General features: G+C 62.1%; 23 protein-coding genes. 15 read left to right on the forward strand and 8 right to left on the reverse strand.

Annotated elements, in window-relative coordinates; translation table 11 throughout:
• Positions 1-68 precede the first annotated feature (68 nt).
• From cckA to NDO48_RS04740, 4 genes are all read left to right on the forward strand, one after another.
• On the forward strand, positions 69-2660 hold the full coding sequence (gene cckA, locus NDO48_RS04725) for a cell cycle histidine kinase CckA (protein ID WP_267320908.1): 2592 nt from the start codon (positions 69-71) through the stop codon (positions 2658-2660).
• Between the two features lie 106 nt (positions 2661-2766).
• Entirely contained in the window at positions 2767-3498 is a 732-nt protein-coding gene (gene deoD, locus NDO48_RS04730; protein ID WP_267320909.1) for a purine-nucleoside phosphorylase, read from the forward strand.
• Positions 3499-3687: 189 nt separating this feature from the next.
• Positions 3688-3864 carry a hypothetical protein gene (locus NDO48_RS04735; RefSeq protein ID WP_018427784.1) on the forward strand — a complete coding sequence of 59 codons (177 nt, stop codon included), beginning with the start codon at positions 3688-3690 and terminating at the stop codon, positions 3862-3864.
• 333 nt (positions 3865-4197) lie between these two features.
• Positions 4198-5616, forward strand: coding sequence for a DEAD/DEAH box helicase (locus NDO48_RS04740; RefSeq protein ID WP_267320910.1), 1419 nt, complete (start codon positions 4198-4200; stop codon positions 5614-5616).
• Between the two features lie 89 nt (positions 5617-5705).
• Here NDO48_RS04740 and NDO48_RS04745 read toward each other — a convergent pair whose 3' ends face one another.
• Complete coding sequence (locus NDO48_RS04745; protein ID WP_267320911.1) at positions 5706-6527, reverse strand: SDR family NAD(P)-dependent oxidoreductase; 822 nt, start codon at positions 6525-6527, stop codon at positions 5706-5708.
• A 317-nt stretch (positions 6528-6844) separates the two neighbouring features.
• Here NDO48_RS04745 and NDO48_RS04750 point away from each other — a divergent pair, with 317 nt between their 5' ends.
• From NDO48_RS04750 to NDO48_RS04780, 7 genes are all read left to right on the forward strand, one after another.
• Complete coding sequence (locus NDO48_RS04750) at positions 6845-7876, forward strand: cysteine synthase A (protein ID WP_267320912.1); 1032 nt, start codon at positions 6845-6847, stop codon at positions 7874-7876.
• Positions 7876-8619 (forward strand): alanyl-tRNA editing protein, encoded by a 744-nt coding sequence (locus NDO48_RS04755; protein ID WP_267320913.1) that lies wholly within the window; start codon positions 7876-7878, stop codon positions 8617-8619. Before NDO48_RS04750 ends, NDO48_RS04755 begins: the two co-directional genes overlap by 1 nt.
• Before the next feature lie 14 nt (positions 8620-8633).
• Positions 8634-9485 carry a 3-mercaptopyruvate sulfurtransferase gene (sseA, locus tag NDO48_RS04760; RefSeq protein ID WP_267320914.1) on the forward strand — a complete coding sequence of 284 codons (852 nt, stop codon included), beginning with the start codon at positions 8634-8636 and terminating at the stop codon, positions 9483-9485.
• A 2-nt stretch (positions 9486-9487) separates the two neighbouring features.
• Complete coding sequence (locus NDO48_RS04765) at positions 9488-10048, forward strand: GNAT family N-acetyltransferase (RefSeq protein ID WP_267320915.1); 561 nt, start codon at positions 9488-9490, stop codon at positions 10046-10048.
• 143 nt (positions 10049-10191) lie between these two features.
• A complete protein-coding gene (locus tag NDO48_RS04770) occupies positions 10192-10749 on the forward strand; it encodes an OmpA family protein (RefSeq protein ID WP_018427792.1) in 558 nt (185 codons plus the stop codon).
• A 127-nt stretch (positions 10750-10876) separates the two neighbouring features.
• Positions 10877-11698, forward strand: a complete 822-nt coding sequence (dapB, locus tag NDO48_RS04775) for a 4-hydroxy-tetrahydrodipicolinate reductase (protein ID WP_267320916.1) — start codon at positions 10877-10879, stop codon at positions 11696-11698.
• 77 nt (positions 11699-11775) lie between these two features.
• Positions 11776-12273 carry a DUF1203 domain-containing protein gene (locus tag NDO48_RS04780; RefSeq protein WP_267320917.1) on the forward strand — a complete coding sequence of 166 codons (498 nt, stop codon included), beginning with the start codon at positions 11776-11778 and terminating at the stop codon, positions 12271-12273.
• 67 nt (positions 12274-12340) lie between these two features.
• Here the strand turns inward: NDO48_RS04780 and NDO48_RS04785 are convergent, their stop codons facing one another.
• Positions 12341-13648, reverse strand: coding sequence for an outer membrane protein (locus NDO48_RS04785; RefSeq protein WP_267320918.1), 1308 nt, complete (start codon positions 13646-13648; stop codon positions 12341-12343).
• A gap of 218 nt (positions 13649-13866) precedes the next feature.
• Positions 13867-14982 carry an alanine dehydrogenase gene (gene ald, locus NDO48_RS04790; protein ID WP_026227158.1) on the reverse strand — a complete coding sequence of 372 codons (1116 nt, stop codon included), beginning with the start codon at positions 14980-14982 and terminating at the stop codon, positions 13867-13869.
• 155 nt (positions 14983-15137) lie between these two features.
• Between ald and NDO48_RS04795 the strand changes: the two genes are divergently transcribed.
• A complete protein-coding gene (locus tag NDO48_RS04795) occupies positions 15138-15611 on the forward strand; it encodes an Lrp/AsnC family transcriptional regulator (RefSeq protein WP_018427797.1) in 474 nt (157 codons plus the stop codon).
• Positions 15612-15620: 9 nt separating this feature from the next.
• Here the strand turns inward: NDO48_RS04795 and NDO48_RS04800 are convergent, their stop codons facing one another.
• Entirely contained in the window at positions 15621-16283 is a 663-nt protein-coding gene (locus NDO48_RS04800; protein WP_267320919.1) for a 5-formyltetrahydrofolate cyclo-ligase, read from the reverse strand.
• A gap of 331 nt (positions 16284-16614) precedes the next feature.
• On the opposite strand from NDO48_RS04800, the gene NDO48_RS04805 reads away from it, so the two are divergent.
• Positions 16615-18591 (forward strand): bifunctional 2',3'-cyclic-nucleotide 2'-phosphodiesterase/3'-nucleotidase, encoded by a 1977-nt coding sequence (locus NDO48_RS04805; protein ID WP_267320920.1) that lies wholly within the window; start codon positions 16615-16617, stop codon positions 18589-18591.
• Positions 18592-18650: 59 nt separating this feature from the next.
• On the opposite strand, the gene NDO48_RS04810 is transcribed toward NDO48_RS04805, so the two are convergent.
• The 3 genes from NDO48_RS04810 to NDO48_RS04820 form a co-directional block, all read right to left on the reverse strand.
• The gene (locus NDO48_RS04810; protein ID WP_267320921.1) at positions 18651-19631 is read right to left on the reverse strand and encodes a glycerophosphodiester phosphodiesterase family protein; all 981 of its coding nucleotides are present in this window, start codon (positions 19629-19631) and stop codon (positions 18651-18653) included.
• 153 nt (positions 19632-19784) lie between these two features.
• Positions 19785-20156, reverse strand: a complete 372-nt coding sequence (locus NDO48_RS04815) for a hypothetical protein (RefSeq protein WP_026227159.1) — start codon at positions 20154-20156, stop codon at positions 19785-19787.
• Positions 20157-20198: 42 nt separating this feature from the next.
• Positions 20199-21452: an SAM-dependent methyltransferase gene (locus NDO48_RS04820; protein WP_018427802.1), complete on the reverse strand. Its 1254-nt coding sequence runs from the start codon at positions 21450-21452 to the stop codon at positions 20199-20201.
• 359 nt (positions 21453-21811) lie between these two features.
• Here NDO48_RS04820 and NDO48_RS04825 point away from each other — a divergent pair, with 359 nt between their 5' ends.
• Positions 21812-21940 (forward strand): hypothetical protein, encoded by a 129-nt coding sequence (locus NDO48_RS04825; RefSeq protein ID WP_018427803.1) that lies wholly within the window; start codon positions 21812-21814, stop codon positions 21938-21940.
• Positions 21941-22034: 94 nt separating this feature from the next.
• Positions 22035-22325 carry a Dabb family protein gene (locus NDO48_RS04830; protein WP_018427804.1) on the forward strand — a complete coding sequence of 97 codons (291 nt, stop codon included), beginning with the start codon at positions 22035-22037 and terminating at the stop codon, positions 22323-22325.
• Between the two features lie 45 nt (positions 22326-22370).
• Here the strand turns inward: NDO48_RS04830 and NDO48_RS04835 are convergent, their stop codons facing one another.
• Entirely contained in the window at positions 22371-22811 is a 441-nt protein-coding gene (locus tag NDO48_RS04835; protein ID WP_018427805.1) for a MucR family transcriptional regulator, read from the reverse strand.
• Positions 22812-22897 lie beyond the last annotated feature (86 nt).

Below are 22897 nucleotides of genomic sequence, written 5' to 3' on the forward strand. Positions count from 1 at the left end.
GCCTTTTCCCGGTCTTAAGAATGTGATTCAACCGCTGCGGACAACGAGCCGGAGAGACTCGCAAGGGAATGGCCAAGGAAACGCGCAACGACTTTTATCCGATGCCGATCGTAGATCAGGCGGCGCGCCCGGATGCCATCACCCGACTGGTCATCTTCATCGTGGTGTTGACGGGGGCGGCGATCCTGTTCGGCCTGTTCCGGGAACGCCTGGGCGACCCGTTCCTGATGGGCATGCTCGGCGTGCTCGCCATGATCGGTGTCGGCTATCTGTTTGCCACAGCGATCGGCTTCGTGCAGATCGCGCCGCGCTCGCCGGCCGACGGCCTGTCCAAGGCATTTGTCGATTCAATGTCGCAGGGGCTGGTCGTGACCGATGCCAAGGGCCGCATCGTCTATGCCAACCGCGCCTACGCCGACATGACGGGCGCTGCCGCTGCCGCTGAACTCAAGACCGTTGAAAGCCTGCTCTCGGACCTGCCGGAAGCTTCGGCGACCATCTCGCAGCTTGCTTCCGGCCTGCGCGACGGTCAGGCCGGTGACGGCGAGTTCCGCCTTGCCCAGTCCATCCGTCCCGGTGCAGCTCCCGGCGCACGCTGGTACCGCGTCCGCTCGCGCGCCTTCAATGTACCGGGACAGCGCCAGCCGCTGAATGCGTGGCAACTTGCCGATATCTCGCCTGAGAGAGCCGAGCAGGAACGCTTCTTCCTCGACTTGCAGCAGGCAATCGACCATCTCGACCACGCGCCTGCGGGTTTCTTCTCGGCCGACCAAGACGGTCGCATCACCTATGTCAACGCCACGCTGGCCGACTGGCTCGGCATCGACCTGGCAAGCTTCACGCCCGGCGCCATCACCCTTGACGAGATCGTTGCCGGCGATGGCATGGCGCTGGTCCGTTCGGTTAAAGCCGACGCCGGCACGACCCGCAACGCCGTAATCGATCTCGATCTGGCGACCGTCAAGGGTGCGGTGTTGCCTGTGCGCTTCATGCACCGTGTCTCGGCCAGCCGCGAGGGCGTCAATGGTGCGACGCGCACCATCGTGTTGAACCGCACCGAGGGCGAGGATTCGTCGGCCCAGCTGCGGGCCTCCGAGGTGCGTTTCACCCGCTTCTTCAATTCGACGCCGATGGCGATTGCCGGCGTCGACCAGAGCGGCCGCATCCTGCGCACCAATGCGCCGTTCCTGTCGCTGTTTTCGACAGTGGTCGATCGCGATGCCGTCGACCGGCGCGTGCGCCTCGACACCGTCATTCACGAGCGCGACCGCGCGGCGTTTGCAGCGGCGCTCGAAAGGGCGCACCAGCGCCAGGCCGACATCGCCCCGATCGATACTGTCCTGCCCGACAATGAGGAGCGCCACATGCGTTTCTACGTCAATGCAGTTGCCGACGCCGAGGGAGCCGAAGAGGCGGCGATCGTCTATGCGGTCGAAACCACCGAGCAGAAGGCGCTCGAAAGCCAGATGGCCCAGAGCCAGAAGATGCAGGCCGTCGGCCAGCTCGCCGGCGGCATCGCGCACGACTTCAACAACGTACTGACCGCCATCATCATGGCGTCGGACCTGCTGCTGACCAATCATCGTCCGTCGGACCCTTCTTTCCCCGACATCATGAATATCAAGCAGAATGCCAACCGCGCCGCCTCGCTGGTCCGGCAGTTGCTGGCGTTCTCGCGCAAGCAGACGCTTCGCCCCGAAGTGCTCAACCTGACCGATGTGCTGGCCGACCTCAGGACGCTGCTCGCCCGCCTGGTCGGCAACAGCATCAAGCTCAAGGTCGATCACGGCCGCGACCTCTGGCCGATCCGCGCCGACATCGGCCAGTTCGAGCAGGTCGTCGTCAACCTCGCGGTCAACGCCCGCGATGCCATGCCGCAAGGTGGCGACCTGATGGTGCGCACCAAGAATGTGCCGCTCGAAGAGTGCAAGGCCTATGGCTACCGCGAGCTGGTGCCGGCCGACTATGTGCTGGTCGAAGTCGAGGACAGCGGCACCGGCATTCCGCCTGAAGTGCTCAAGAAGATCTTCGAGCCGTTCTTCACGACCAAGGAAGTGGGTAAGGGCACGGGTCTCGGCCTGTCGATGGTCTACGGCATCATCAAGCAGACCGGCGGCTTCATCTATTGCGATTCTGAGGTTGGCAAGGGAACGGTGTTCCGCATCTTCCTGCCGCGTCATGTTGCCAAGGCTGCACCAGTCCTGGTCGAGGCAGACGGCAAACCGGCAGCCGATGCGCCGGTGCCTGCCGCTGCCAAGGCGGCTGAGCCGGCCCAGCCCAAGGATCTCTCCGGTTCGGCAACCGTTCTGCTGGTCGAGGACGAGGATGCGGTGCGCATGGGCGGCATGCGGGCGCTGACATCGCGCGGCTATACCGTCCATGAAGCATCTTCAGGCGTCGAGGCGCTCGAAGTCTTCGAGGAGCTCGGCGGCAAGATCGACGTCGTCGTCTCCGACGTGGTGATGCCCGAGATGGATGGGCCGACACTGCTTGGCGAGCTGCGCAAGCGTCAGCCCGACATCAAGTTCATCTTCGTCTCCGGTTATGCTGAGGATGCATTCGCCAAGAATCTGCCGGCGGACGCACAGTTCGGCTTCCTGCCCAAGCCATTCTCGCTCAAGCAACTGGCGACTGTCGTCAAGGAAGTTCTCGAAAGTTAGCAGACGCCATCAGGCATCTGTACCGCTCTGCCCAATCGTTTGGTTAGCTTTCCCCGTGGCTAATGTAGTGCCATCATGGGTAAAGCGCATCGTCCTGGGGTAAGGCATGCAGACGACGCCACATAATGAGGCTCGACGCGGAGACTATGCAGAGGCGGTCCTGCTGGCAGGTGATCCGCAACGCGTAGAATGGATAGCGCGCACCTTCCTGGATGATATGCGCCGGGTGAACCAGGTGCGCGGCGCGCTTGGCTATACAGGGCGTTATCGCGGGGTTCCGGTCAGTGTCCAGACGACTGGCATCGGTGCACCCTCCATGTCGATCTACGCCCACGAACTGCTCGACGTCTACGGCGCCAAGACGTTGATCCGCGTCGGCACATGCGGGGCGCTTGCCGAACATGTCAGGCTGCGCAGCCTGGTCATTTCCCAGTCGGCAAGCACCGACAGTCACGTTAACCGCCAGCTCTTCGGCCTCTATGACTATGCCCCGAGCGCGGATTTCGATCTTTTGCGGCGCACGGCCGAGCGTGCGGCCGAGCTCGGCCTTGATCACCATATCGGCCAGACCGCTTCCAATGATGTCTTTTATCATCCCGATACGCTCGGCCGCTTTGCCGGTGTGCGCGCGCATGGCGCGCTGTCCGTCGATATGGAAACCAGTGCGCTCTACACAATCGCCGCGCGCTTCGGCGCCAAGGCCCTGTCGATCTGTACCGTGGTCGACAGCATGGTCAACGGTGAAGAGACCGACGCATCCGAGCGGCAGGAGCTTTTCCGTGACATGAGCCGGCTGGCACTGGACGTCGTCGCCTCGATGCGGTCGGAGGTCCGGTGACGAGGCATCTGGTCGCTGGTTTTGTTCGTGGTAATCTTTCCAAGGCTTTGTGAGTCGCCGCTTTTTCCCGCGTCCCCTGATCGTCGATGGAAGCGCCGGCAAGTTCCACGCAAGCGAAGCTCCATACGCTGATCGAGCGTTACGGTGTGTGTTCACTGCGTCTGTACATTCGGACAGAGGGACAGCCCGATGGAGCAGTTTGTCGAGGAAAGCATGAAGAGGCGTCTGATCGAGCCGGTCGATATGATCACCGCCATCAACATCCTGAAATCGCACGGTTATTGGGGCGACGAGCTGTTCGTCGCAATCACCAGAATCTTCTACGTCGATCTCGATACCCTGAATGAGGTCATGCGCCGGCACTGAGATTCGGGAGAAGTCGGAAGTGCATGCCTATGTTGCGATGCAGCATCGGAGGGTTGCAATTTCGTGCCAGATCGTCCATATGCGGCGGCATAGGCGCTTGAGCCGGGCTTACGGCTTTCTCCACGGGGAGACTGGTTGCGTCTGATTTCTCCCATTTCCGGCAACGGTTAGCGGGCGAAAAAGACCCGCGGCATGAGGCATGCGGGCACGACAGCGCAGCCGAGCGGACGAGCGTCCGCCGCCTTGTCGTTTCATGAAAGATTCAGGCCGGTAGGTTGCGCCCTGCCGCCATTGATGTTTGCGACGATTGTCGTCGCATGAAAGAAGAAGATATTGACCATTGAAAACAACGCGGAGCTGAACGGCTTCGCCAAACTCGGCATTACGGGCGCGCTGCTCAAGGCGACGATCGCTGCCGGGTTCACTGAGCCCAAGCCGATCCAGGTTGAGGCGATCCCGGCGCAGCTGGAAGGCCGCGACATTCTCGGCATCGCGCAGACCGGCTCCGGCAAGACCGCAGCCTTCGCTTTGCCGATCCTGTCCAAGATCATCGCTCTCGGTACCAAGCGCAGGCCCAAGACCGCCCGCGCCCTTATCCTTGCGCCGACGCGCGAACTCGCCGTGCAGATCGAGGACACCATCAAGATCCTGGCCAAGGGCGCGCATATCTCGACCGCACTCGTGCTGGGTGGCGTGTCGCGCTTCTCGCAGGTCAAGAAGATCGGACCCGGTGTCGACGTCCTGATCGCAACGCCCGGCCGTCTGACCGACCTGGTGCGCGAGGGCGACCTGATCCTGGCCGATACCCAGTGGCTGGTTCTCGACGAAGCCGACCGCATGCTCGACATGGGCTTCATCAACGACGTCAAGCGCATCGCCAAGGCGACCGCCAAGTTCCGTCAGACGGCGCTGTTCTCGGCGACCATGCCGGCGGAAATCGCCGAACTGGCGCAGGGCTTGCTCAGGGATCCGGTTCGTGTCGAAGTGGCGCCGCAGGGCACGACGGCGGCTGAAATCCGCCAGAGCGTCGTGCTCGCCCGCACCAAGCAGAAGCGCAAAATCCTTTCCGACATGCTTGCCGACGAGAAGATGCGTTCCGTGATCGTCTTCGCCCGTACCAAGCACGGCGCCGATCGCGTCACCCGCGATCTCGAGCGCGATGGCTTCGAGGCTGCGGTCATTCACGGCAACAAGTCGCAGAATGCCCGCCAGAAGGCGCTCAACGGCTTCCGCGACGGGTCGGTGCGCATCCTGGTGGCGACCGATATTGCCGCGCGCGGTATCGACGTTCCCGGCATAAGCCACGTCGTCAATTTCGACCTGCCGGACGAGGCTGAAAGCTACGTCCACCGTATCGGCCGTACCGGCCGCAACGGTGCCGATGGTGTCGCCGTCACGCTTGTCGATCCGTCGGAAAACGCCAAGCTCAAGCAGGTCGAGCGCATCATCCGCATGAAGCTGACCGTCGATGCCGACCATCTTGGCCAGCCCGATCCGCAGCGGCCCGCTGGTGAGCCGCGCTTCGAGCCGGCCAATGACGATGCCGGCGAGCGTCGCCAGGGTCGTCCGAACGGCCAGCGCGGCCGTGGCAACGGTGGCAATGGCGGTAATGGCGGCAAGCCGAAATTCGCCAAGGGTGGCGAGCGTGGCGGCTCCGGTGCACCGAAGGGCGAGAGGCCCGAAGGCGGCAAGCCGTTCCGCGGCAAGCGTCGTGGCTTTGGCAACCGCAAGCCGAACACGCGCGCGGCATAATCAGCGTTCTGTTCGGCAGGAATGCTTGAACAAAAAAGGCGGTCGGAGATGCTCCGGCCGCCTTTTGTTTTGCTCGGGGCGCAGACTGATCAGTCGAAGCTGTTGCGACGAAGATAGACGAGCGGCTCGCGCTTCCATCTGGTCGAGGCAACCAGCGCCTTCTCGCGGATAGGCCGCGGCAGCAGGAAAAGCAGCTTCATGCCCCAGGTCAGCCGGCGCGGGAAGGTGACCTCGAAACCACTGCTGCGGATTGCCTTGCAGATGCGTTCGGCCGCCCGTTCGACCGGCATCATGGCCGGCATCGAGAACGAGGCCTTTTCCGTCAGCGGAGTATCGATGAAGCCGGGGTTCATCACCTGGGTCCGGATGTTCATCTTGTCGAGATCGAACTTCAGCGCCTCGGCGATGATGTTGACCGCGGCCTTGGTCGAGCCATAGGCGGCGGTGGTCGGCCAGCCGAAATAGGCGCTGATCGAGCCCATGAACACGATGTGCCCGCGTCCGCGGTTGCGCATGCGATCGATGACCGGACCGAGGCCATGAAGCACGCCGAAGACATTGACGGCAAAGCTCTGCCGGAACGCTTTCATGCAAAGGTTGTCGCCGGTCACGGGCATGTAGGCGCCGGCATTGAGCACCGCGAGCACGATTGGTCCGGCCTGGGCCTCGATTGCTGCAACCGCAGCCGCCATGCCGGCTTCGTCGGTGACGTCTGACGGAAAGGACAGCACGCGGCCCGGCATGTCCTTGGTTTCGGCGATCAGCGTGTCCAGCGGGTCGTTTGGGCGCACGGTCACAGCAACCGTATAGCCCTGCTGGGCCAGCAGGCGCGCGACCGAACGGCCGATCCCGGTGCTGCCACCGGTTATCCACGCTACCCCGTCCTTGGGGTCAGCCCGGTATGTGCTCAATCAAGTCCCCTGGGCAGAGTTTCGATGTAGGTCTAACGGCACGGCGTTCATATGCAAGGGCTGTTTTAGGGCTGCATGGTCCGCTCAGGACCGTGCCCGCTTTGCCTGCAGTAGAATGCTGACCCTGTGATGCCGATGGTTCAGAGAATTTCTTCCCTTGAAAGCCGAGGCTCACATTTTATAGAGCGCCATGCGTCCGAACGGACGCATAAAGGACGCTCTAAAGTATTGAATCTGCGCTTCGTGCTTTCCGAAAATCGATTCCGATTTTCGGGCCGATGCGCTAGGGTTCTCCGGCGAATTGGGAAGGAATCTTCATGCGCTCGGTGATCGATGCCATCGGTAATACGCCTCTTATCCGCCTGAGGCGGGCCTCGGAGGAGACGGGCTGCGAAATCTTCGGCAAGGCCGAGTTCATGAACCCCGGCCAGTCGGTCAAGGATCGCGCTGGCCTGTTCATTATCCGCGATGCTGAAAACCGAGGCCTGTTGCGGCCCGGCGGCGTGATCGTCGAAGGCACCGCCGGCAACACCGGAATTGGCCTGACCGTTGTCGCCAAGGCGCTCGGCTATCGCACCGTCATCGTCATTCCCGATACGCAAAGCCAGGAGAAGAAGGACGCGCTGCGCCTGCTTGGGGCCGAGCTGATCGAGGTTCCGGCGGTGCCCTACAAGAACCCGAACAACTATGTGAAGATTTCCGGGCGGCTGGCCGAGCAATTGGCAAGGACCGAGCCCAATGGCGCGATCTGGGCCAACCAGTTCGACAATGTCGCGAACAGGGAAGGGCATATCCGCACGACGGCCGAAGAGATCTGGCAGCAGACGTCGGGCAAGGTCGATGGCTTTGTTTCCGCTGTCGGTACTGGCGGCACTCTGGCCGGCGTCGCCATGGGCCTCAAGGGCAAGAACGCCGGCGTAAGGATCGCGCTTGCAGACCCTCTGGGTGCTGCCCTCTACAGCTACTACACCTCGGGCGAACTGAAGTCCGAAGGCAGTTCGATCACCGAGGGCATCGGACAGGGGCGCATCACCGCAAATCTCGATGGCTTCACGCCCGACTTCTCCTACCAGGTTCCGGATGAGGAGGCGTTGCCCATTGTCTTCGACCTGATCCAAGAGGAGGGCATCTGCGTCGGCGGCTCCTCGGGCATCAACATTGCTGGTGCCATTCGCCTGGCGCGCGAACTCGGACCGGGCCACACCATCGTCACCGTGCTCGCCGATTTCGGTACTCGCTACCAGTCCAAGCTGTTCAATCCAACATTCCTGCGCGAAAAGAACCTGCCCGTGCCCAACTGGATGGAGCGTCCGGTCGAGATCGAGGTTCCGTTCGAGCAGGTGGCGTGATGGCATTTTCGACCGAAGCGGTTTTTCGCGACGACGCCTATCTGCGTGAGACCGAAGCCACTGTCGTTGGCATCAATGACCGTGGCGGCATCATTCTCGACCGCACGATCTTCTACGCCACTTCAGGCGGCCAGCCAGGCGACACCGGTGTGATGTTGCGCCCCGATGGTAGCCCGATTGCGGTGGCCGCCACCATCACCGGCGAGCACAAGGACGAGATCATCCATGTGCCGGCGCTTGAGCAGGCTGTGCCCCAGGTCGGAGAAAAGCTGAGGCTTGCCATCGACTGGCCGCGGCGGCTGTTGCTGATGCGCATGCACGCAGCCTGCCACCTGCTTACGGTGGTCTGCCCCTATCCGATAACAGGTGCAGCCGTCGGCGAGGAGGATTCGCGCGTCGATTTCGATATCCCCGATGCCGGCTTCACCAAGGAAGACGTCACCATCAGGCTGATGGAACTCGTGCAGGCCAACCATCCGATCTACACGCGCTGGATTTCGGAGGATGAGCTTGCCGCCAATCCCACGCTGGTGAAGTCGAAGAACGTTCGTCCGCCTTCCGGCACCGGCCGCATCAGGCTCGTCTGCATCGGCGACAATGCCTCGATCGACAGCCAGCCCTGTGGCGGCACCCATGTTGCCAGCACTGCCGAGATCGGCGAGATCCATATCGGCAAGATCGAGAAGAAAGGGCGCGAGAACCGCCGCTTCCGCATCCGCTTCGGCGCGATGCTCGCCAACTGAACCGGAGAACTGCCATGGGCGACAAAAGCGCCTTCGTCATCGACGCTGACTGGCTCGAACAGCGGCTGAGAACGCCCGGACTGTCGATCGTCGATGCGTCCTGGTACATGCCGGCGCAGAACCGGGATGCGCGCAAGGAGTATGACGCCGCCCATATTCCGGGCGCGGTGTTCTTTGATCAGGATCTGGTTGTCGATCCCGATTCGACCTTGCCGCACACGATGCCGTCGGCGTCGCTGTTTGCGCGCCATGCCGGTTCGATGGGCATTTCGGCTGACGACACCATCGTCATCTATGATGGTCCTGGCTTCCAGTCGGCGCCACGCGTCTGGTGGATGTTCCGCATCATGGGCGTCTTCCAGGTCTACATCCTGGATGGTGGTTTCGGGCGCTGGAAGGCCGATGGCCGGCCGGTGACCGCTGAGCCCACCAGGACTGCGCCGAATGTCTTCCATGTTGACTACGATGCTTCCAAGGTCGTCTCGCTGACGGAGATGCGCGACATCGTCCAGTCGGGCAGCGCCCAGATCGCCGACGCGCGTTCTGCCGGACGGTTCGAGGGCACCGACCCGGAGCCGCGTCAGGGCTTGCGCTCCGGCCATATGCCGGGTGCGCGCAACGTGCCTTCGGTCACCTTGTCGGAAAATGGCGAATTCCTGCCGCTCGATCGCCTGAAGGCCAAGCTCGAAGACGCGGGGCTCGACCTCTCCAGACCAGTCGTCACCACCTGCGGCTCCGGCGTCACCGCCGCCGTCATCACGCTCGCGCTGCAGTCGCTTGGCCATGGCGACGTCAGGCTCTATGACGGGTCATGGACCGAATGGGGCGGGCTGTCGGATACACCTGTGGTTACGGGAAAAGCCTGAGCATGGGCGCGGACCGCAGCGAAACCATCCCGGTCACAGTGACCTTTCTCGAGATGCAGGTGCCGCCGGCCTATTCGCCGCCGCTGCCTGTCAACAAACAGATCGCGCTGCTGAGGACGCGCGACATACCGCTGCACTTTTATCGTTACCTCGCCGACCGCGTCGGCCGAAAATGGCACTGGGTCAATATCCTGAGACTCAACGACGAGGAACTTGCGGCAGGTCTCCATCGGGAGGATCGCGACATCAGGGTGCTTTACCTCGACGGCGCGCCCGCCGGCTTCTTCGATCTCAAGCCGCATCTGCCCGACGAGGTTGAGCTCGCTTATTTCGGCATGATGGAGCATGCGACGGGGCAGGGGCTGGGCCGCTGGTTTCTGGGCGCAGCCATCGCGGCAGCATGGTCGTACAAGCCACGCAAGGTGACAGTGCAGACCTGCACGCTCGATCATCCCGCCGCCCTTTCGCTTTATCAGAAGCTGGGTTTTTCGCCCGTCGCGCAGAAGGGCGAGACAGTACGCACCATGACTTTTGCCGAGCGCTCCGCCAGCGTTATGCGCTAGTAGAACTGAAAAGAGCCGGTTGCCCGGTGCCAGATATCGGCAGTACGCGTGTGAATGGCCCGTTCATCCCATCTTCAGGTTGATTCAGGCATTTTCCGCGCCAACAGGTTCGACTGCGAAGTCGAAGTGAAAGGAGAATGTAGATGCTGAACCGCCGTACCGTTGCTGCCGCACTGATTGCCCTGATCGCAGCCCCTTCCTTCGCCGCTGCCCAGGCGACGACGCCCTCGGCTGCGCAGATCGAGCGCCAGCTGCAAGCCGCGCCGACGGTCAAGCTCAAGCCGAACCAGCGGGTCACCGTGCGCGAATTCAAGCGCCGGCCGGACCTGCGCCGCATGGCCCCGTCGATCGACATCCAGTCAATTAATTTTGCCTTCGGCTCGGCCGAGGTTCCCTATTCGCAATATGGCAAGGTCGAAAATATCGCCAATGCGCTCGAGCGCATCCTGCGCCGCGATCCCGGCGCGCGCGTGCTGATCGAGGGCCACACCGATGCGGTCGGCTCCTACGCGTCCAATCAGGCGCTGTCGGAGCGGCGCGCCGCCGCGCTCAAGCAGACGCTGGTTCGCGAATTCGGCCTTCCGCGTTATGCGCTGGAAACCGTCGGCTACGGCGAGGAATTCCTGCTGGTGCCGACCCAGAACGAGAACTGGCAGAACCGCCGCGTCACATTGCGCCGCTACGACGCCTTTATCCGGTAGTCGATTCGGCATCTTGGTTAGCGACCGCTGCGATACCCCAGAGCCCGGCCCGAAAAGCCGGGCTTTATTCATGTCAACCCGTGTGGTATACAGTATACCAAATGAGGGGCGATATCGTGGAGGGGAGATGACGACCAAGGTAGTGATGGCCGGCGCCACGGGGTGGGTCGGCAGGGCGCTGGTTCCGGCGATACTGGCGCAGGGCGACATGCAGCTGGTCGGTGCGGTGGCTCGTCGCGCGGCTGGTCACGATGCCGGTGTTGCCGCCAACGGCCAGCCGATCGGCCTCGCCATCCGGGCGTCCCTGACCGAAGCGCTCGACGTGCCGTCCGACGTCGTCGTCGACTATACCAAGCCGGTGGCCGTCAAAGGCCATGTCATGCAGGCAATCGAACGAGGCCGGCATGTCATCATCGGCACCTCCGGTCTCGGCGCGGCCGACTATCGCGAGATCAATGCTGCGGCACGTGCCAATGGCGTTGGTGTGGTCGCGGCTGGGAACTATTCCATCACGGCGACGCTGATGAAGAAGTTCGCGTTGATGGCCGCGCAATACATTCCCGACGTCGAGATCATCGACTACGCCAGCGCCCGCAAGCCGGACGCGCCGTCGGGCACGGCACTCGAACTGGCTGAGACCCTGTCGGAGATCAGGGGCGCGCCGACGGCGTTACCGAAGTCGGAAATCTACGGTCACCCCGAGGCGCGCGGTGCGACGCTGGGTGAGGGCACGGCTGTGCAGGTTCATTCGCTGCGGTTGCCGTCTTATCAATTGTCCTGCGAGACCGTGTTCGGCCTGCCCGAGGAGCGCCTGGTCATCCGCCACGATGCGGGTACATCGGCTGTGCCCTATGTTGCCGGCACGCTGCTCGCGATCAGGCGTGTGCGTGAATTTACGGGGTTGGTGCGGGTGCTAGATGCGCTGATGGACGAAACACTGTCAGTGTAGCAAATCGGGTGGGCGGCATGCTCCTCCAAGCCTAGCTTGCGGCAATCCAGCAAGAAGGTCACAAGGAGATCGTCGTCATGACCGTTCGTTTCCAGGCACTGCCGTCCCAAGAGGTGAGGGCGCTTCAAAAGGGCGCGCCGGATGCCTATGGCATGCGGCCGGAACGCAAGATTTCAGACGGTGTCGGCGTACCCTGCCGCCACTGCCTGAAAAACGTCGAGGCAGGCGAGCCATATCTGATAATTGCCTACAGGCCGTTTCCGGAACTGCAGCCCTATGCCGAGACGGGGCCAATCTTCCTTCATGCGGAAGAATGCTCGCGCGCCCAGGAGAGTGCAGAACTCCCCGAACTCTTCAGCAGAACGCGCGACTACATCCTGCGTGGCTACAGCGCAGATAACCGTATCGTCTACGGCACGGGAATGGTGACGGAAACACCGGAGATCGTGGACACGGCTGCGGTGCTGCTGCGGCGTCCCGACGTCGCCTATGTCCACATGCGCTCAGCCAGGAACAATTGCTACCAGTGCCGGATCGAGCTGGCTGAAGCGGACGCTCGGGAATTTGTCGCCTGATTTCGCCAATGAAAAAGCCCGCGGCATCGCTGCCACGGGCCTTGTCTCATCTGGCTAAGCCCGTGGCTTAGTTGAACTTGTACTTCGCGCCGACACGGACAGTGTGGAAGGCAGGGATCGTTTCTGACCCATCTTCATTGTCGTGACCGTTGTACTGCGAAAAACGATACTCAAGGTTGACGGCAACATTGTTCGTTACAGCCGTTTCGAGTCCGCCACCCACTGAAAATCCGTTCACGCTCCAATCCCTCGTCTGGCTAAAGCCGGGAACTGATATTTCTTCCTCAACGTGCTGCCAGCTGTAACCGCCAAGCACATAGGCCAGGGTAGTCTCGTTCAGCTTGGCGCCGACTCGGGCGAGCAAGTCAAAGCCGTAGTCGGCCTTGCCCTCATACTTCGGACCACCGAACGCAGAGGCGTCGAACAATTGCGTGGTCATGCCGGAATATCGGCCTCCGAGTTGCAGGCCGGCCACCCAAATGCCATTGAATTCGTGATCGTAACCTACGTTCAATTCACCAAACAGGCCTTCACCGCCTATGCCCTGGATGCTGGTGGTTCGGCTCGGATCCCTTAGTTCATCTACAATGGCCCCAGCACCGAGCGCGCCTCCAACGTAGAAACCGGTCCAGCTGTAGGCTGGGGCTGCAAAAGATGTGCCGCCACCATTCTGTGCGCCAAAGCGATAGTTGGCACCGATGTGGAAAGTATGTGTTGTGGGCTCAAATTTGAGCGCTCCACCCCCAAGGTCCTCAATAGCGATGTTGTTGCCATAGTTGGCGTAGCGATACTCGGATTTGAGGGTCCAGTTGCCGCTAATTGCGGTTTCCATGCCGACCCCGAGCACATATCCGCTACGATTCTTGTCAGTATCGAAAGGCAAGGCTCCAGGTGCATCTAGCTCGATGTGCTGCCAAGTATAGCCGCCGAGCACATATCCCAAGGTCGTAGGGGTAAGCAGATAGCCCGCCCTGGCGGCAACGTCGAAGCCGTACTTGTTCTTAAGCGATAGTTCACCGGCGCCCAGCATGTTCTCGACAGAGAACGCGATGTTGCCCGCGTGAGCGTCGATGAAGCCGCCAACCAGCACTCGTTCCGAAACCAAGTAGTCGTAGCCTGCGCTCACCTCTGCAAATACGCCATCTCCACCAAGATCCATAAGGCCTTGGGTGGGGCTACCACCCGGGGCAACTACCTCGGTGCCTCTTACGACCGCACCCACGCCGCCGCCAAAGCCGACATATACGCCGCTCCAGTTGAAGCCGGCGGCCGGTGCCTCGGTTGCCACCGCATCAGCTGCGTGTGCCGCCGATGCCAGCGCCGTCATTGAGCTTGCGCTGAGAAGCAGCGCTGCGAAGGTCTTCAAAAATTTCATGTTACTACCCCACTACCAGTGCAGGCAGTTTTGGCACGCTTACGTTGCGTGCGATGCAGCTAAAATGTCACAGATCGGGTCAATGCACATTTAGTCGGAAACATTTTTGGGTGTATCCGGCGAATGTTAGAGAGAATAAAACAGATCAATACCTTAAATGCCGAAATGAAAGCGCCCGCCGCATTGCTGCGACGGGCGTTTCGGCTGTTGAAGCCGACTCAGGCAGCCAGTGCAGCCTTGGCTTCGATCATCTCGTAACCGAGCGCCTCGGCGACTGCACGGTTGGTGATGCGACCACGGTGGACGTTGAGGCCGTTGCGCAGATGCGGCTCGTCGGCAAGCGCCTTCAGCCCGCGATCGGCCAGCGCCAGGCCGTAGTGCAGCGTGGCATTGTTGAGCGCATGCGCCGAGGTCACCGGCACTGCGCCCGGCATGTTGGCGACGCAATAGTGGATGATGCCGTCGACCTCATAGGTCGGATCGGCATGAGTGGTCGCATGCGAGGTCTCGAAGCAGCCGCCCTGGTCGATTGCGACATCGACGAGCACCGCACCCTTCTTCATGCCCGACAGCATCTCGCGGCTGACCAGCTTGGGTGCTGCAGCACCGGGGATCAGGACGGCACCGACGACGATGTCGGCCGAGAAGCATTCTTCCTCGAGCGCTTCGACGGTCGAATAACGCGTGTGCACGCGACCGGCGAACAGGTCGTCGAGCTGGCGCAGCCGCGGGATCGAGCGGTCGATGATGGAGACGTCGGCACCGAGGCCGGCCGCCATGCGCGCTGCATGCAGGCCGACCACGCCGCCGCCGATGACGGCGACCTTGCCCGGCAGCACGCCCGGTACGCCCCCGAGCAGCACGCCGCGCCCGCCATTGGCCTTCTGCAGTGCGGTTGCGCCAGCCTGGATCGACAGGCGGCCGGCAACTTCCGACATCGGCGCCAGCAGCGGCAGGCCGCCGCGATCGTCGGTCACCGTCTCATAGGCAACCGCCGTGACGCCAGAGGCCAGCAGGCCCTTGGTCTGGTCCGGATCCGGAGCCAGGTGCAGGTAGGTGTAGAGGATCTGGCCTTCGCGCAGCTGCACCCATTCGTTCGGCTGCGGCTCCTTGACCTTCACGATCATATCCGAGCGGGTGAACACCTCTTCAGCCGTCCTGGCGATCTGCGCACCGGCGGCACGATAGGCATTGTCGTCGGCACCGATGCCCGCGCCTGCGCCGGTCTCGACCAGCACTTCGTGGCCATGCGCCACATATTCGCGCACCGCACCCGGCGTCAGGCCGACGCGATACTCATGGTTCTTGATTTCCTTTGGGCAACCTACGCGCATTTCCTGCTCCTCCGCAGCCTTTCCGGTCATGTTCCCTTAGGGGAGAAAGTGAATCACGAATCGGCCCGAATATGTTTGCGAAATGAATTGTGTTTGGGAGGCCAGATCGATATTTCTTGCGCATGATTGGCAGATAGTCGAAGGAAATTCGAAGAATGCCGTTGGACAGGATCGATATCGCCATCCTCGATGCGTTGCAGAAGGATGGCCGCATGCCGAACGCGGCATTGGCAGAGAAGGTCGGCTTGTCGCAGTCCGCCTGTTCGCGCCGCCTCGACAATCTCGAGAAGTCGGGCGTCATCGCCGGCTACCACGCCCGGCTGTCCAACGCGGCCCTCGGTCACCAGATGACCGTCATCGTGCACATTTCGCTGTCGGGGCAGTTCGAAAAGACGCTGACCGAATTCGAGATCGCGGTGAAACGCTGCCCCAACATCCTGTCCTGTCACCTGATGTCGGGCGAATACGACTACATCCTGCGTATCGCCGCGCGCGACCTGCCTGATTACGAGCGCATCCACAAGGAATGGCTGTCGGCCATGCCGCATGTCACCAAGATCAACTCGTCCTTTGCGCTGCGCGAGGTCGTCGATCGCACGGCAATGGGTATGCGTCCCGAACTCGCCTGAGGTGAGCCCTCACCGGATGACGCCGGCCTCGGTGACGATCCTGTCCATGGGGATGTCGTGGGGTTGCGGGTAGATCGTTGGCAGGCGCGCCAGCTCATAACCTATGCCGATGACCAGCGCCTTGCGCGGCAGCGCCGCCAAAGTGCGGTCGAAGAACCCACCGCCATAGCCGAGCCGATAGCCCGATCCGTCAAAACCGACGAGTGGGGCGATGACGATGTCGGGAATGACCTCCGGTCCGGCGACCGGCACCGGAATGTTCCAGACACCGCGCTCCAGCTTGTCGCCCGGCGCGTAGGTCTTGAAGGTAAGCGGTCGACCCAGCTGGATGGCGATTGGCAGCGCGGTCTTGCCGCCACGAGCATTGACCGAGGCGAGCCAAGGCCTGAGGTCTGGCTCGCCTCGGAAGGGCCAGTAGAGGCTGACCAGCCTGCCGGCAACGTCTCCGATGACCTGGTCGAGACCTTGCGCGATCAGTCCGGCCATGGCCGTCCGTGCGTCGACCGAAACCTCCAGCCTGTGTTCGATCAGCCGGGCGCGTTCAGCTTTGCGCCAGCGCCGCACCTCGGCCCAATCGGGCGGCGACGGGGCACGGAACTCCGGATCAAGCTCATGCATGAAACAGGGAGGTGAGGCGTATTGCGCCGGACCGTCGTCGTCGAGATCGCCCATGTCAGGACCTCCTGAAGCGCCTGTGTCCGGATGAACGCACGAGGACGCTCTAGCTGGCTGTATCTGCGCATCGCGCTTTCCGAAAACGCGTTCCGGGCGATGCATCGGGATTTCAAACACTGCGGAAGCCTAGTCCTGCACGCACCATGCTTGTGGTCAATCGGCGACATGCCATGGCCCAAGAGGTCGCAAATTTCCTGGACCAATGCATTCCTCACAACTTGTCGCGAACCTGTCATGCGAGTCGGCTGGACTTCAGGGGATTTTGGCGCAAGATTTGATCTTTCGGACGCCGGCTAAATACTGTCACTTCATTTCCCTGGAGAATGAAATGTCCACCACGCTTCATCCGATTTCTCGTCGTTCCTTTCTCGCGGGCTCAGCTGCCGCGGGCGCACTCGTGATGCTGCACCCGTTCGCGGCGCGCGCCCAGGCCAACCAGGCCCATCTTCGCATCATGGAAACGACCGACCTGCACGTCCACGTCTTTCCTTACGACTACTACGCCGACAAGCCGAACGACACGATGGGCCTGGCCCGCACCGCCTCGATCATTGACGCCATCCGCGCCGAGGCCGCCAATTCCGTGCTTGTCGACAATGGCGACTTCCTCCAGGGCAACCCGATGGGCGACTACATGGCCTATCAGCGCGGCATGAAGGACGGCGACGTCCACCCGATCATCAAGGCAATGAACACGCTGGGCTACGATTGCTCGACGCTTGGCAACCACGAGTTCAACTACGGCCTCGACTACATGTTCAAGGTGCTGAACGGCGCCAATTTCCCGTTCGTCTGCGCCAACCTGACCAAGGGCCAGCTGGCAGGCGACGCCACCAAGGACGAATTGTTCCTCAAGCCCTATGTGATCCTCGACAGGAAGGTGAAGGACGGCTCCGGCGCCGAGCATCCGATCCGCATCGGCCTGATCGGCTTCGTCCCGCCGCAGGTCATGACCTGGGATTCGCGCCATCTCGACGGCAAGGCGATGACCCGCGACATCGTCAAGGCCGCCCAGGCCTGGGTGCCGCAGATCAGGGAAGAGGGCGCCGACATCGTCATTGCGCTTTCGCATTCGGGCATGGGCACGCTCGAACAGGGCGAAAATCTCGAAAACGCCTCCATCCTGCTTGCCGGCGTCGACGGCATCGACGCCATTGTCACCGGCCACAGCCATCTCGATTTCCCCGGTCCGAAATTCGACAAGATCGAGGGCCTCGACAACGCCAAGGGCACCATCAACGGCAAGCCCGGTGTCATGGGCGGCTTCTGGGGCTCGCATCTCGGCCTGATCGACCTGCTGCTCGAACGCGACGGCAAAACCTGGAAGGTGGTGAAATTCTCAAGCGAAGCGCGGCCGATCTTCAAGCGTGTTGACAAGAAGGTCGTGCCCAATGTCGAGAGCAAGGCCGCGGTCGAGGCCGCAGCCAAGGAAGAACATGAGGCGACGCTCGCCTATGTGCGCACACCTGTCGGCAAGACGTCTGCTCCGCTCTATTCCTATTTCGCGCTCGTTGCCGACGATCCGTCGGTACAGATCGTGAGCCAGGCGCAGATCTGGTACATCAAGGATATGCTGAAGGCGACCGAGCACAAGGATCTGCCGGTGCTCTCGGCAGCCGCTCCGTTCAAGTCGGGCGGCCGCGGTGGTCCGGACTATTACACCGACGTGCCGGCGGGCGACGTCGCCATCAAGAACGTGGCCGACCTCTATCTCTACCCCAACACCGTGCAGGCCGTGGCGATTACGGGCGCGCAGGTGAAGGAGTGGCTGGAGATGTCGGCCGGCATCTTCAACAAGGTCGGGCCTGATAAGGCCGACCAGGTGCTGATCAACGCCGACTTCCCGTCCTACAATTTCGACGTCATCGACGGCGTGACCTACAAGATCGACCTGGCCCAGCCGCCGAAATACGATCCCAAGGGTGCCGTGCTCAACGCCGGTTCGAACCGCATCGTCGATCTGATGTTCGACGGCAAGCCGATCGATCCGGCCGCCAGGTTCGTCGTCGCCACCAACAACTATCGCGCCGGCGGTGGCGGAAATTTCCCAGAGATCAACGCGTCCAAGCTGGTTTTCGAGGCGCCTGATACCAACCGCGACGTGATCGTGCGCTACATCGTCGACCAGGGCACGATCAATCCGTCGGCCGACGCCAACTGGTCGTTCGCACCGGTTGCAGGTGCCTCGGTGATCTTCGAGACCGGTCCCAAGGCCAAGGACCACATATCGGAGGTCAAGGCCGTCAAGATCGAGCCGGCTGGCGAGGGTGCCGAAGGTTTCGCCAAATACCGCATCACTCTCTGATCGTTGGAACTGGCTAGGGGAGCGGCCGGAGTGACCCGGCCGCTTTTGCATTTGTGCGATCAGAGCGCCTGCCGCTGGAGGGCTGGAGCGATCATGTCGAGGGCGTCGGTCGAGATGCCGCCGGAATAGCCCTCGGGCAGGGCGTCGATCATCTCGGGGTCGTTCATGCCTTCCGAGAAGCCGCTGCCATGATAGGGCGCGATGAGGAAGACCTCGGTACCGCTCGCTGCCATCCGGTCCAGGAACCGGTTGGGCCATCCCCACAGCCAGGGCGCAAAGTTCGTTGGCAACAGCATTGCCCGGTTGCGGCACTCGTCGGGCACGTAGCCGCTCCAGCCAAGCGCCTGGTACCGGATCAGGCAGCGCTTCAGGGACTGCTTGGACAGCGTCCTGATACCGGGCAAGGCCTGCTTGACCGCCTGCACCGGCCGGTCGCCGCCAAGCACCGCCAGGTCGTCCTGGCGGTCGGGCGGCAGGGTCGCGATGAAGGCCGCGAGGCGCTCGCCCTCCTGGGCGTCATTGCTCTTGACGTTGATGTGGAAACGCTTGTCCGGAAACTCGGCCAGAACCTCGTTTAGCGACGGCATCAAGCCGACGCCCAGGCCCCGGAACGGATAAGTCTTGCCGCCGTCTGCCGTGTAGCCGTAGCCGACGTCGAGTTTCTTGAGCTCGGCCATCGAATGCGATCGCGTCTCGCCCGTACCCTCGGTACGGCAGTCAACGGTCCAGTCGTGGAACACTGCGAACTTGCCGTCGGTCGTCGGGTGGATGTCGAACTCAAGCACATCGGCGCCGCGTTCGAAGGCCGCTTTCATCGAGCGGAGTGTGTTTTCGAGATAATCGTGCCGCGGCGGGCGGATGCGCTCGGCGGTGCATGTGTCGCGTTCCAGGCCGACACTGTCGAACTCCTGCGACAAGCCGCGATGGGCGAGAATCACCGGCTTTCCGGCGGCTCGGCTTGAGAGCAGCGACGTGTTGTTGAGGTAGATGGCCCCGGTGGCCGCCACGGCCAGGAGCAGGAAAATACTGCGTTTGCGCATGTCTCGATTCGCTCCGATGCCCGGCCCGAGAGACATACAGAACGGCGAGCAGGCTTTTTCACGGCTAAAATGAGCAGGATGAAGTCTATTCCAAGAACAATTCGGCGGGCGAAGCCAGGTGACGGTTGAGAGCAAGCACAGCCGGCGGAAAGACTATTCCGGAAATTTGCGGCGTGCGGTGGCTGTGGCCAGCACTTTGCCCGAGGCGTCGATCGCCTTCGCCGTGAACTGGTAGCGATGCGGCCTGGGCGGGCAGGGGCCCTTGTAGGTGAATGCGCCATAGGCAAGGGATTTCCGCCCCTGGTATGCCACCTTGCCGCCGCCATGTGGGTAGCCTGTGGCGTCGAGGTCGACCATGCGGATGTCGAGGCTTTCCGTGTCCTTTGGCACGCCTGAGAGCGACATTGGCGGCGACTTGGGATCGAAGCACTTTTGTGTCGGTCCCCACTCGAACGACAGGCCCATTTTGGCGTAGGCGCCTGTCGTCAGTGCCAGCGTTATGCAACAAGCCCAAAGGACGCGCATCGCAGCCTCCTGTAGCCAAGACCGGCGGCGTGTGTGGATCGCCTAAGCCTTATATACCACCTGCCGCACGTCGATGTATTCGGCGCGGAAGCCTGCCTCGCAATAGTGGAGATAAAACTCCCAGAGCTTCTTGAAGCGTTCGTCGAAGCCGAGCGGCACGATGCGCTCCCAGGACGACCAGAAACGGGCCCGCCACTCCGCCAGGGTGCGCGCATAGTCCTGCGCAAAGACCCGCTCGCGCAGGAAGTCGAGCCCATGGTCGGCACCCAGCGACTTGAGCAGTGCCGGCGTGGGCAGCATGCCGCCCGGAAACACGTAGCGCTGGATGAAGTCGGGGCGCTTGCGGTAAATCGGATAGGCGGCCTCGTTTATGGTGATGATCTGCAGCCCCGCTGTGCCTCCCGGACGCAGGCTGTCCTTCATCTTGGCGAAGAAGGTTGGCCAGTGTTTCTCGCCCACCGCTTCGAACATCTCGATCGAGGCGATGCGGTCATATCTGCCCGCCTCGTCGCGATAATCCTGCAGCTTGAGCGTCACCTTGTCGGCGAGGCCTGCCTCCTGGATGCGCTTCTGGGCAAAGTCGAATTGCTCGCGGCTGATCGTCAGCCCGGTGACCTTGCAGCCGATCTCGCGGGCGACGAACTCGGCAAAGCCGCCCCAGCCGCAGCCGATCTCAAGCACGTGGTCGTTTGCGCCGATGCCGGTGTCGCGCGCCAGTGCCCGGTATTTTTCCGCCTGGGCGCCGGCGAGGTCGTTGGCGCCGGTAGCATAAAGCGCGGACGAATAGGTCATGCTCGGGTCGAGCCACTGGCGATAGAAATTGTTGCCGAGGTCATAGTGGGCCGAAATGTTGCGCTTCGATCCCTTGCGTGTGTTGTCGTTGAGCCAGTGACGGACGCGCTGGATCGTCGTCAGCAGCCAGTTTGCGCCGCCCGCGATCTTCTCGCCTGCCTCGGAATTGACCACGAACAGTTCGAGGAAGCTGGTGACATCGGGGCTTTCCCAGTCTCCGTCCATGTAGGATTCGGCCAGGCCGATGGTCCCGCCGCTGAAGGCGCGGCCGGGCAGGTTCCAGTTGTGCAGCACGATTTCGGCCTGCGGGCCGGGCGCCTTGCCGCCGACGAGCACGCTGCGCCCGTCGGGCATCTTTACCTTCAGCGTGCCGCGCGGCAGATGCAGCGCCGCCGAAAGAGCCATGCGTACGCGCGCCGGCAGGCCGCGGGCGAAGTCGGCGATATTGCCTTCATGCAGCCGCGTCACGCCGCTGCCAGGTCCATCCGATTTGTTCTGGGCCATCTCGACGTCCCAAATCCAATTGCCCGGCTCAGCGCTGTCGGGCCACTGTTGCAAGCCTCTCCATCGAGTGCCTGTGCCGGATGAGACGTGCCGCCGGTCACGCCGCCAACCGGGAAGGGCTTAGACTTGGCCTCCTTTCGCCAAGACTGCCGTCCACCGCGATGAAATCCTGTGCTGATCTTCACCGGCAAAATCGCGAACTTCAAGGGACATCTGGCATGCTCCGATATGCCAGCGGGACGCTGCTGACATTTCGGCCAGGGCGGTCATCTTTCGTAAATGTTAGTGAGACCTAATGTTGCCGGATGGTGCCGACCGCCAGCCGGCATTCATTCCCTGACCTGCCTGGAGGCCCTGCCATGCGTTATGTCGTCGTGATCATGAGCATCACCCTGTTCCTGATCTGGGACGTGCTCTACAACCAGAGCCGGGCGGTGGGCACGACGGTGCGCGAGGTCCACCGCGTCGTGCGGATGGTGACCGGCTGACGCCTTTCTGTCGCCTGCGCTTCCTTTTGCCCGATTGACGGCGGCAAAAAGCCGAACCAAAAGGCGGCTGCAAGACAGCAGAAGGAATCGCGGCTTGATCCGGCACATCGTGTTCTTCAGTGCGCGGCGGAAAGAGGAAATCGAGACGATCCGCGAGGAACTCTCGGCACTTGGCGGCATTCCGCACTCGACCGTCTTCGAAGTGACGATCAACACCAAGGTCGATCCATTCGGCGACGAGATCGATATCGTCGTCTACGCGGAATTTCCAGACCAGGAAGCATTGGCGGCCTACAAGGCCCATCCGCTCTACAACCAGACGACTTTGCGCGTCAGGCCGATGCGCGAGCTGCGCTTTTCGGCCGATGTGGTTGCTGCGGGATAAGAGCACGCTCCGGCAACGCCGGAGCGGCAGAATTCACCGGAAAGTTCAGGCCTTCTTGGCGCGACCGCGCGGCTTTGCCTGGGTTTCGCCGGCTTTGCGGCCGAGGCCGAGGGTACGGGCCAGCTGTGAACGGGCAGCCGCATAGTTTGGCGCAACCATCGGATAGTCTGCCGGCAGGCCCCACTTGGCGCGATACTCTTCGGGCGAGAGGCCGAAGTCGACGGACAGATGCCGCTTCAGCGACTTGAACTTCTTACCGTCTTCGAGACAGATGATGTAATCTGGGAAAACCGAGCGCTTCGGGTTCACGGCCGGCTGCTGTGCCTCGACCGGTTCCGCAGCCGGCTTGTCGAGCGCGAGGATCGAGTTGTTGACGCTGGCGATGAGGTCGGGAAGACCGGTGGCCGGTACTTTGTTGTTTTCCACGTAGGCGCTGACGATGTGGGCAGTCAGTCCTAAAATGTCGATCTTGCTATCGTTCGTCATCGGCCGTCCCTCTTTAGCATTGTGCCGTAATATATGAGTCTTTTCATGCGCCGCGCCGTATATCGGCGCAAAGCAAGCAGACGGCA

This window comes from Aminobacter sp. MET-1, assembly GCF_026521175.1.
GTDB lineage: Bacteria > Pseudomonadota > Alphaproteobacteria > Rhizobiales > Rhizobiaceae > Aminobacter.

Coding starts and splice junctions, on each gene's coding strand:
- NDO48_RS04825 (WP_018427803.1), top strand. CDS start 21,812: ATGCGTTATGTCGTCGTGATCATGAGCATCACCCTGTTCCTGATCTGG.
- NDO48_RS04780 (WP_267320917.1), top strand. CDS start 11,776: ATGACCGTTCGTTTCCAGGCACTGCCGTCCCAAGAGGTGAGGGCGCTT.
- NDO48_RS04815 (WP_026227159.1), bottom strand. CDS start 20,156: ATGCGCGTCCTTTGGGCTTGTTGCATAACGCTGGCACTGACGACAGGC.
- deoD (WP_267320909.1), top strand. CDS start 2,767: ATGCAGACGACGCCACATAATGAGGCTCGACGCGGAGACTATGCAGAG.
- NDO48_RS04835 (WP_018427805.1), bottom strand. CDS start 22,811: ATGACGAACGATAGCAAGATCGACATTTTAGGACTGACTGCCCACATC.
- ald (WP_026227158.1), bottom strand. CDS start 14,982: ATGCGCGTAGGTTGCCCAAAGGAAATCAAGAACCATGAGTATCGCGTC.
- NDO48_RS04755 (WP_267320913.1), top strand. CDS start 7,876: ATGGCATTTTCGACCGAAGCGGTTTTTCGCGACGACGCCTATCTGCGT.
- NDO48_RS04800 (WP_267320919.1), bottom strand. CDS start 16,283: ATGGGCGATCTCGACGACGACGGTCCGGCGCAATACGCCTCACCTCCC.
- NDO48_RS04785 (WP_267320918.1), bottom strand. CDS start 13,648: ATGAAATTTTTGAAGACCTTCGCAGCGCTGCTTCTCAGCGCAAGCTCA.
- NDO48_RS04765 (WP_267320915.1), top strand. CDS start 9,488: ATGGGCGCGGACCGCAGCGAAACCATCCCGGTCACAGTGACCTTTCTC.
- sseA (WP_267320914.1), top strand. CDS start 8,634: ATGGGCGACAAAAGCGCCTTCGTCATCGACGCTGACTGGCTCGAACAG.
- NDO48_RS04750 (WP_267320912.1), top strand. CDS start 6,845: ATGCGCTCGGTGATCGATGCCATCGGTAATACGCCTCTTATCCGCCTG.
- NDO48_RS04810 (WP_267320921.1), bottom strand. CDS start 19,631: ATGCGCAAACGCAGTATTTTCCTGCTCCTGGCCGTGGCGGCCACCGGG.
- NDO48_RS04795 (WP_018427797.1), top strand. CDS start 15,138: ATGCCGTTGGACAGGATCGATATCGCCATCCTCGATGCGTTGCAGAAG.
- NDO48_RS04770 (WP_018427792.1), top strand. CDS start 10,192: ATGCTGAACCGCCGTACCGTTGCTGCCGCACTGATTGCCCTGATCGCA.
- cckA (WP_267320908.1), top strand. CDS start 69: ATGGCCAAGGAAACGCGCAACGACTTTTATCCGATGCCGATCGTAGAT.
- NDO48_RS04820 (WP_018427802.1), bottom strand. CDS start 21,452: ATGGCCCAGAACAAATCGGATGGACCTGGCAGCGGCGTGACGCGGCTG.
- NDO48_RS04805 (WP_267320920.1), top strand. CDS start 16,615: ATGTCCACCACGCTTCATCCGATTTCTCGTCGTTCCTTTCTCGCGGGC.
- dapB (WP_267320916.1), top strand. CDS start 10,877: ATGACGACCAAGGTAGTGATGGCCGGCGCCACGGGGTGGGTCGGCAGG.
- NDO48_RS04735 (WP_018427784.1), top strand. CDS start 3,688: ATGGAGCAGTTTGTCGAGGAAAGCATGAAGAGGCGTCTGATCGAGCCG.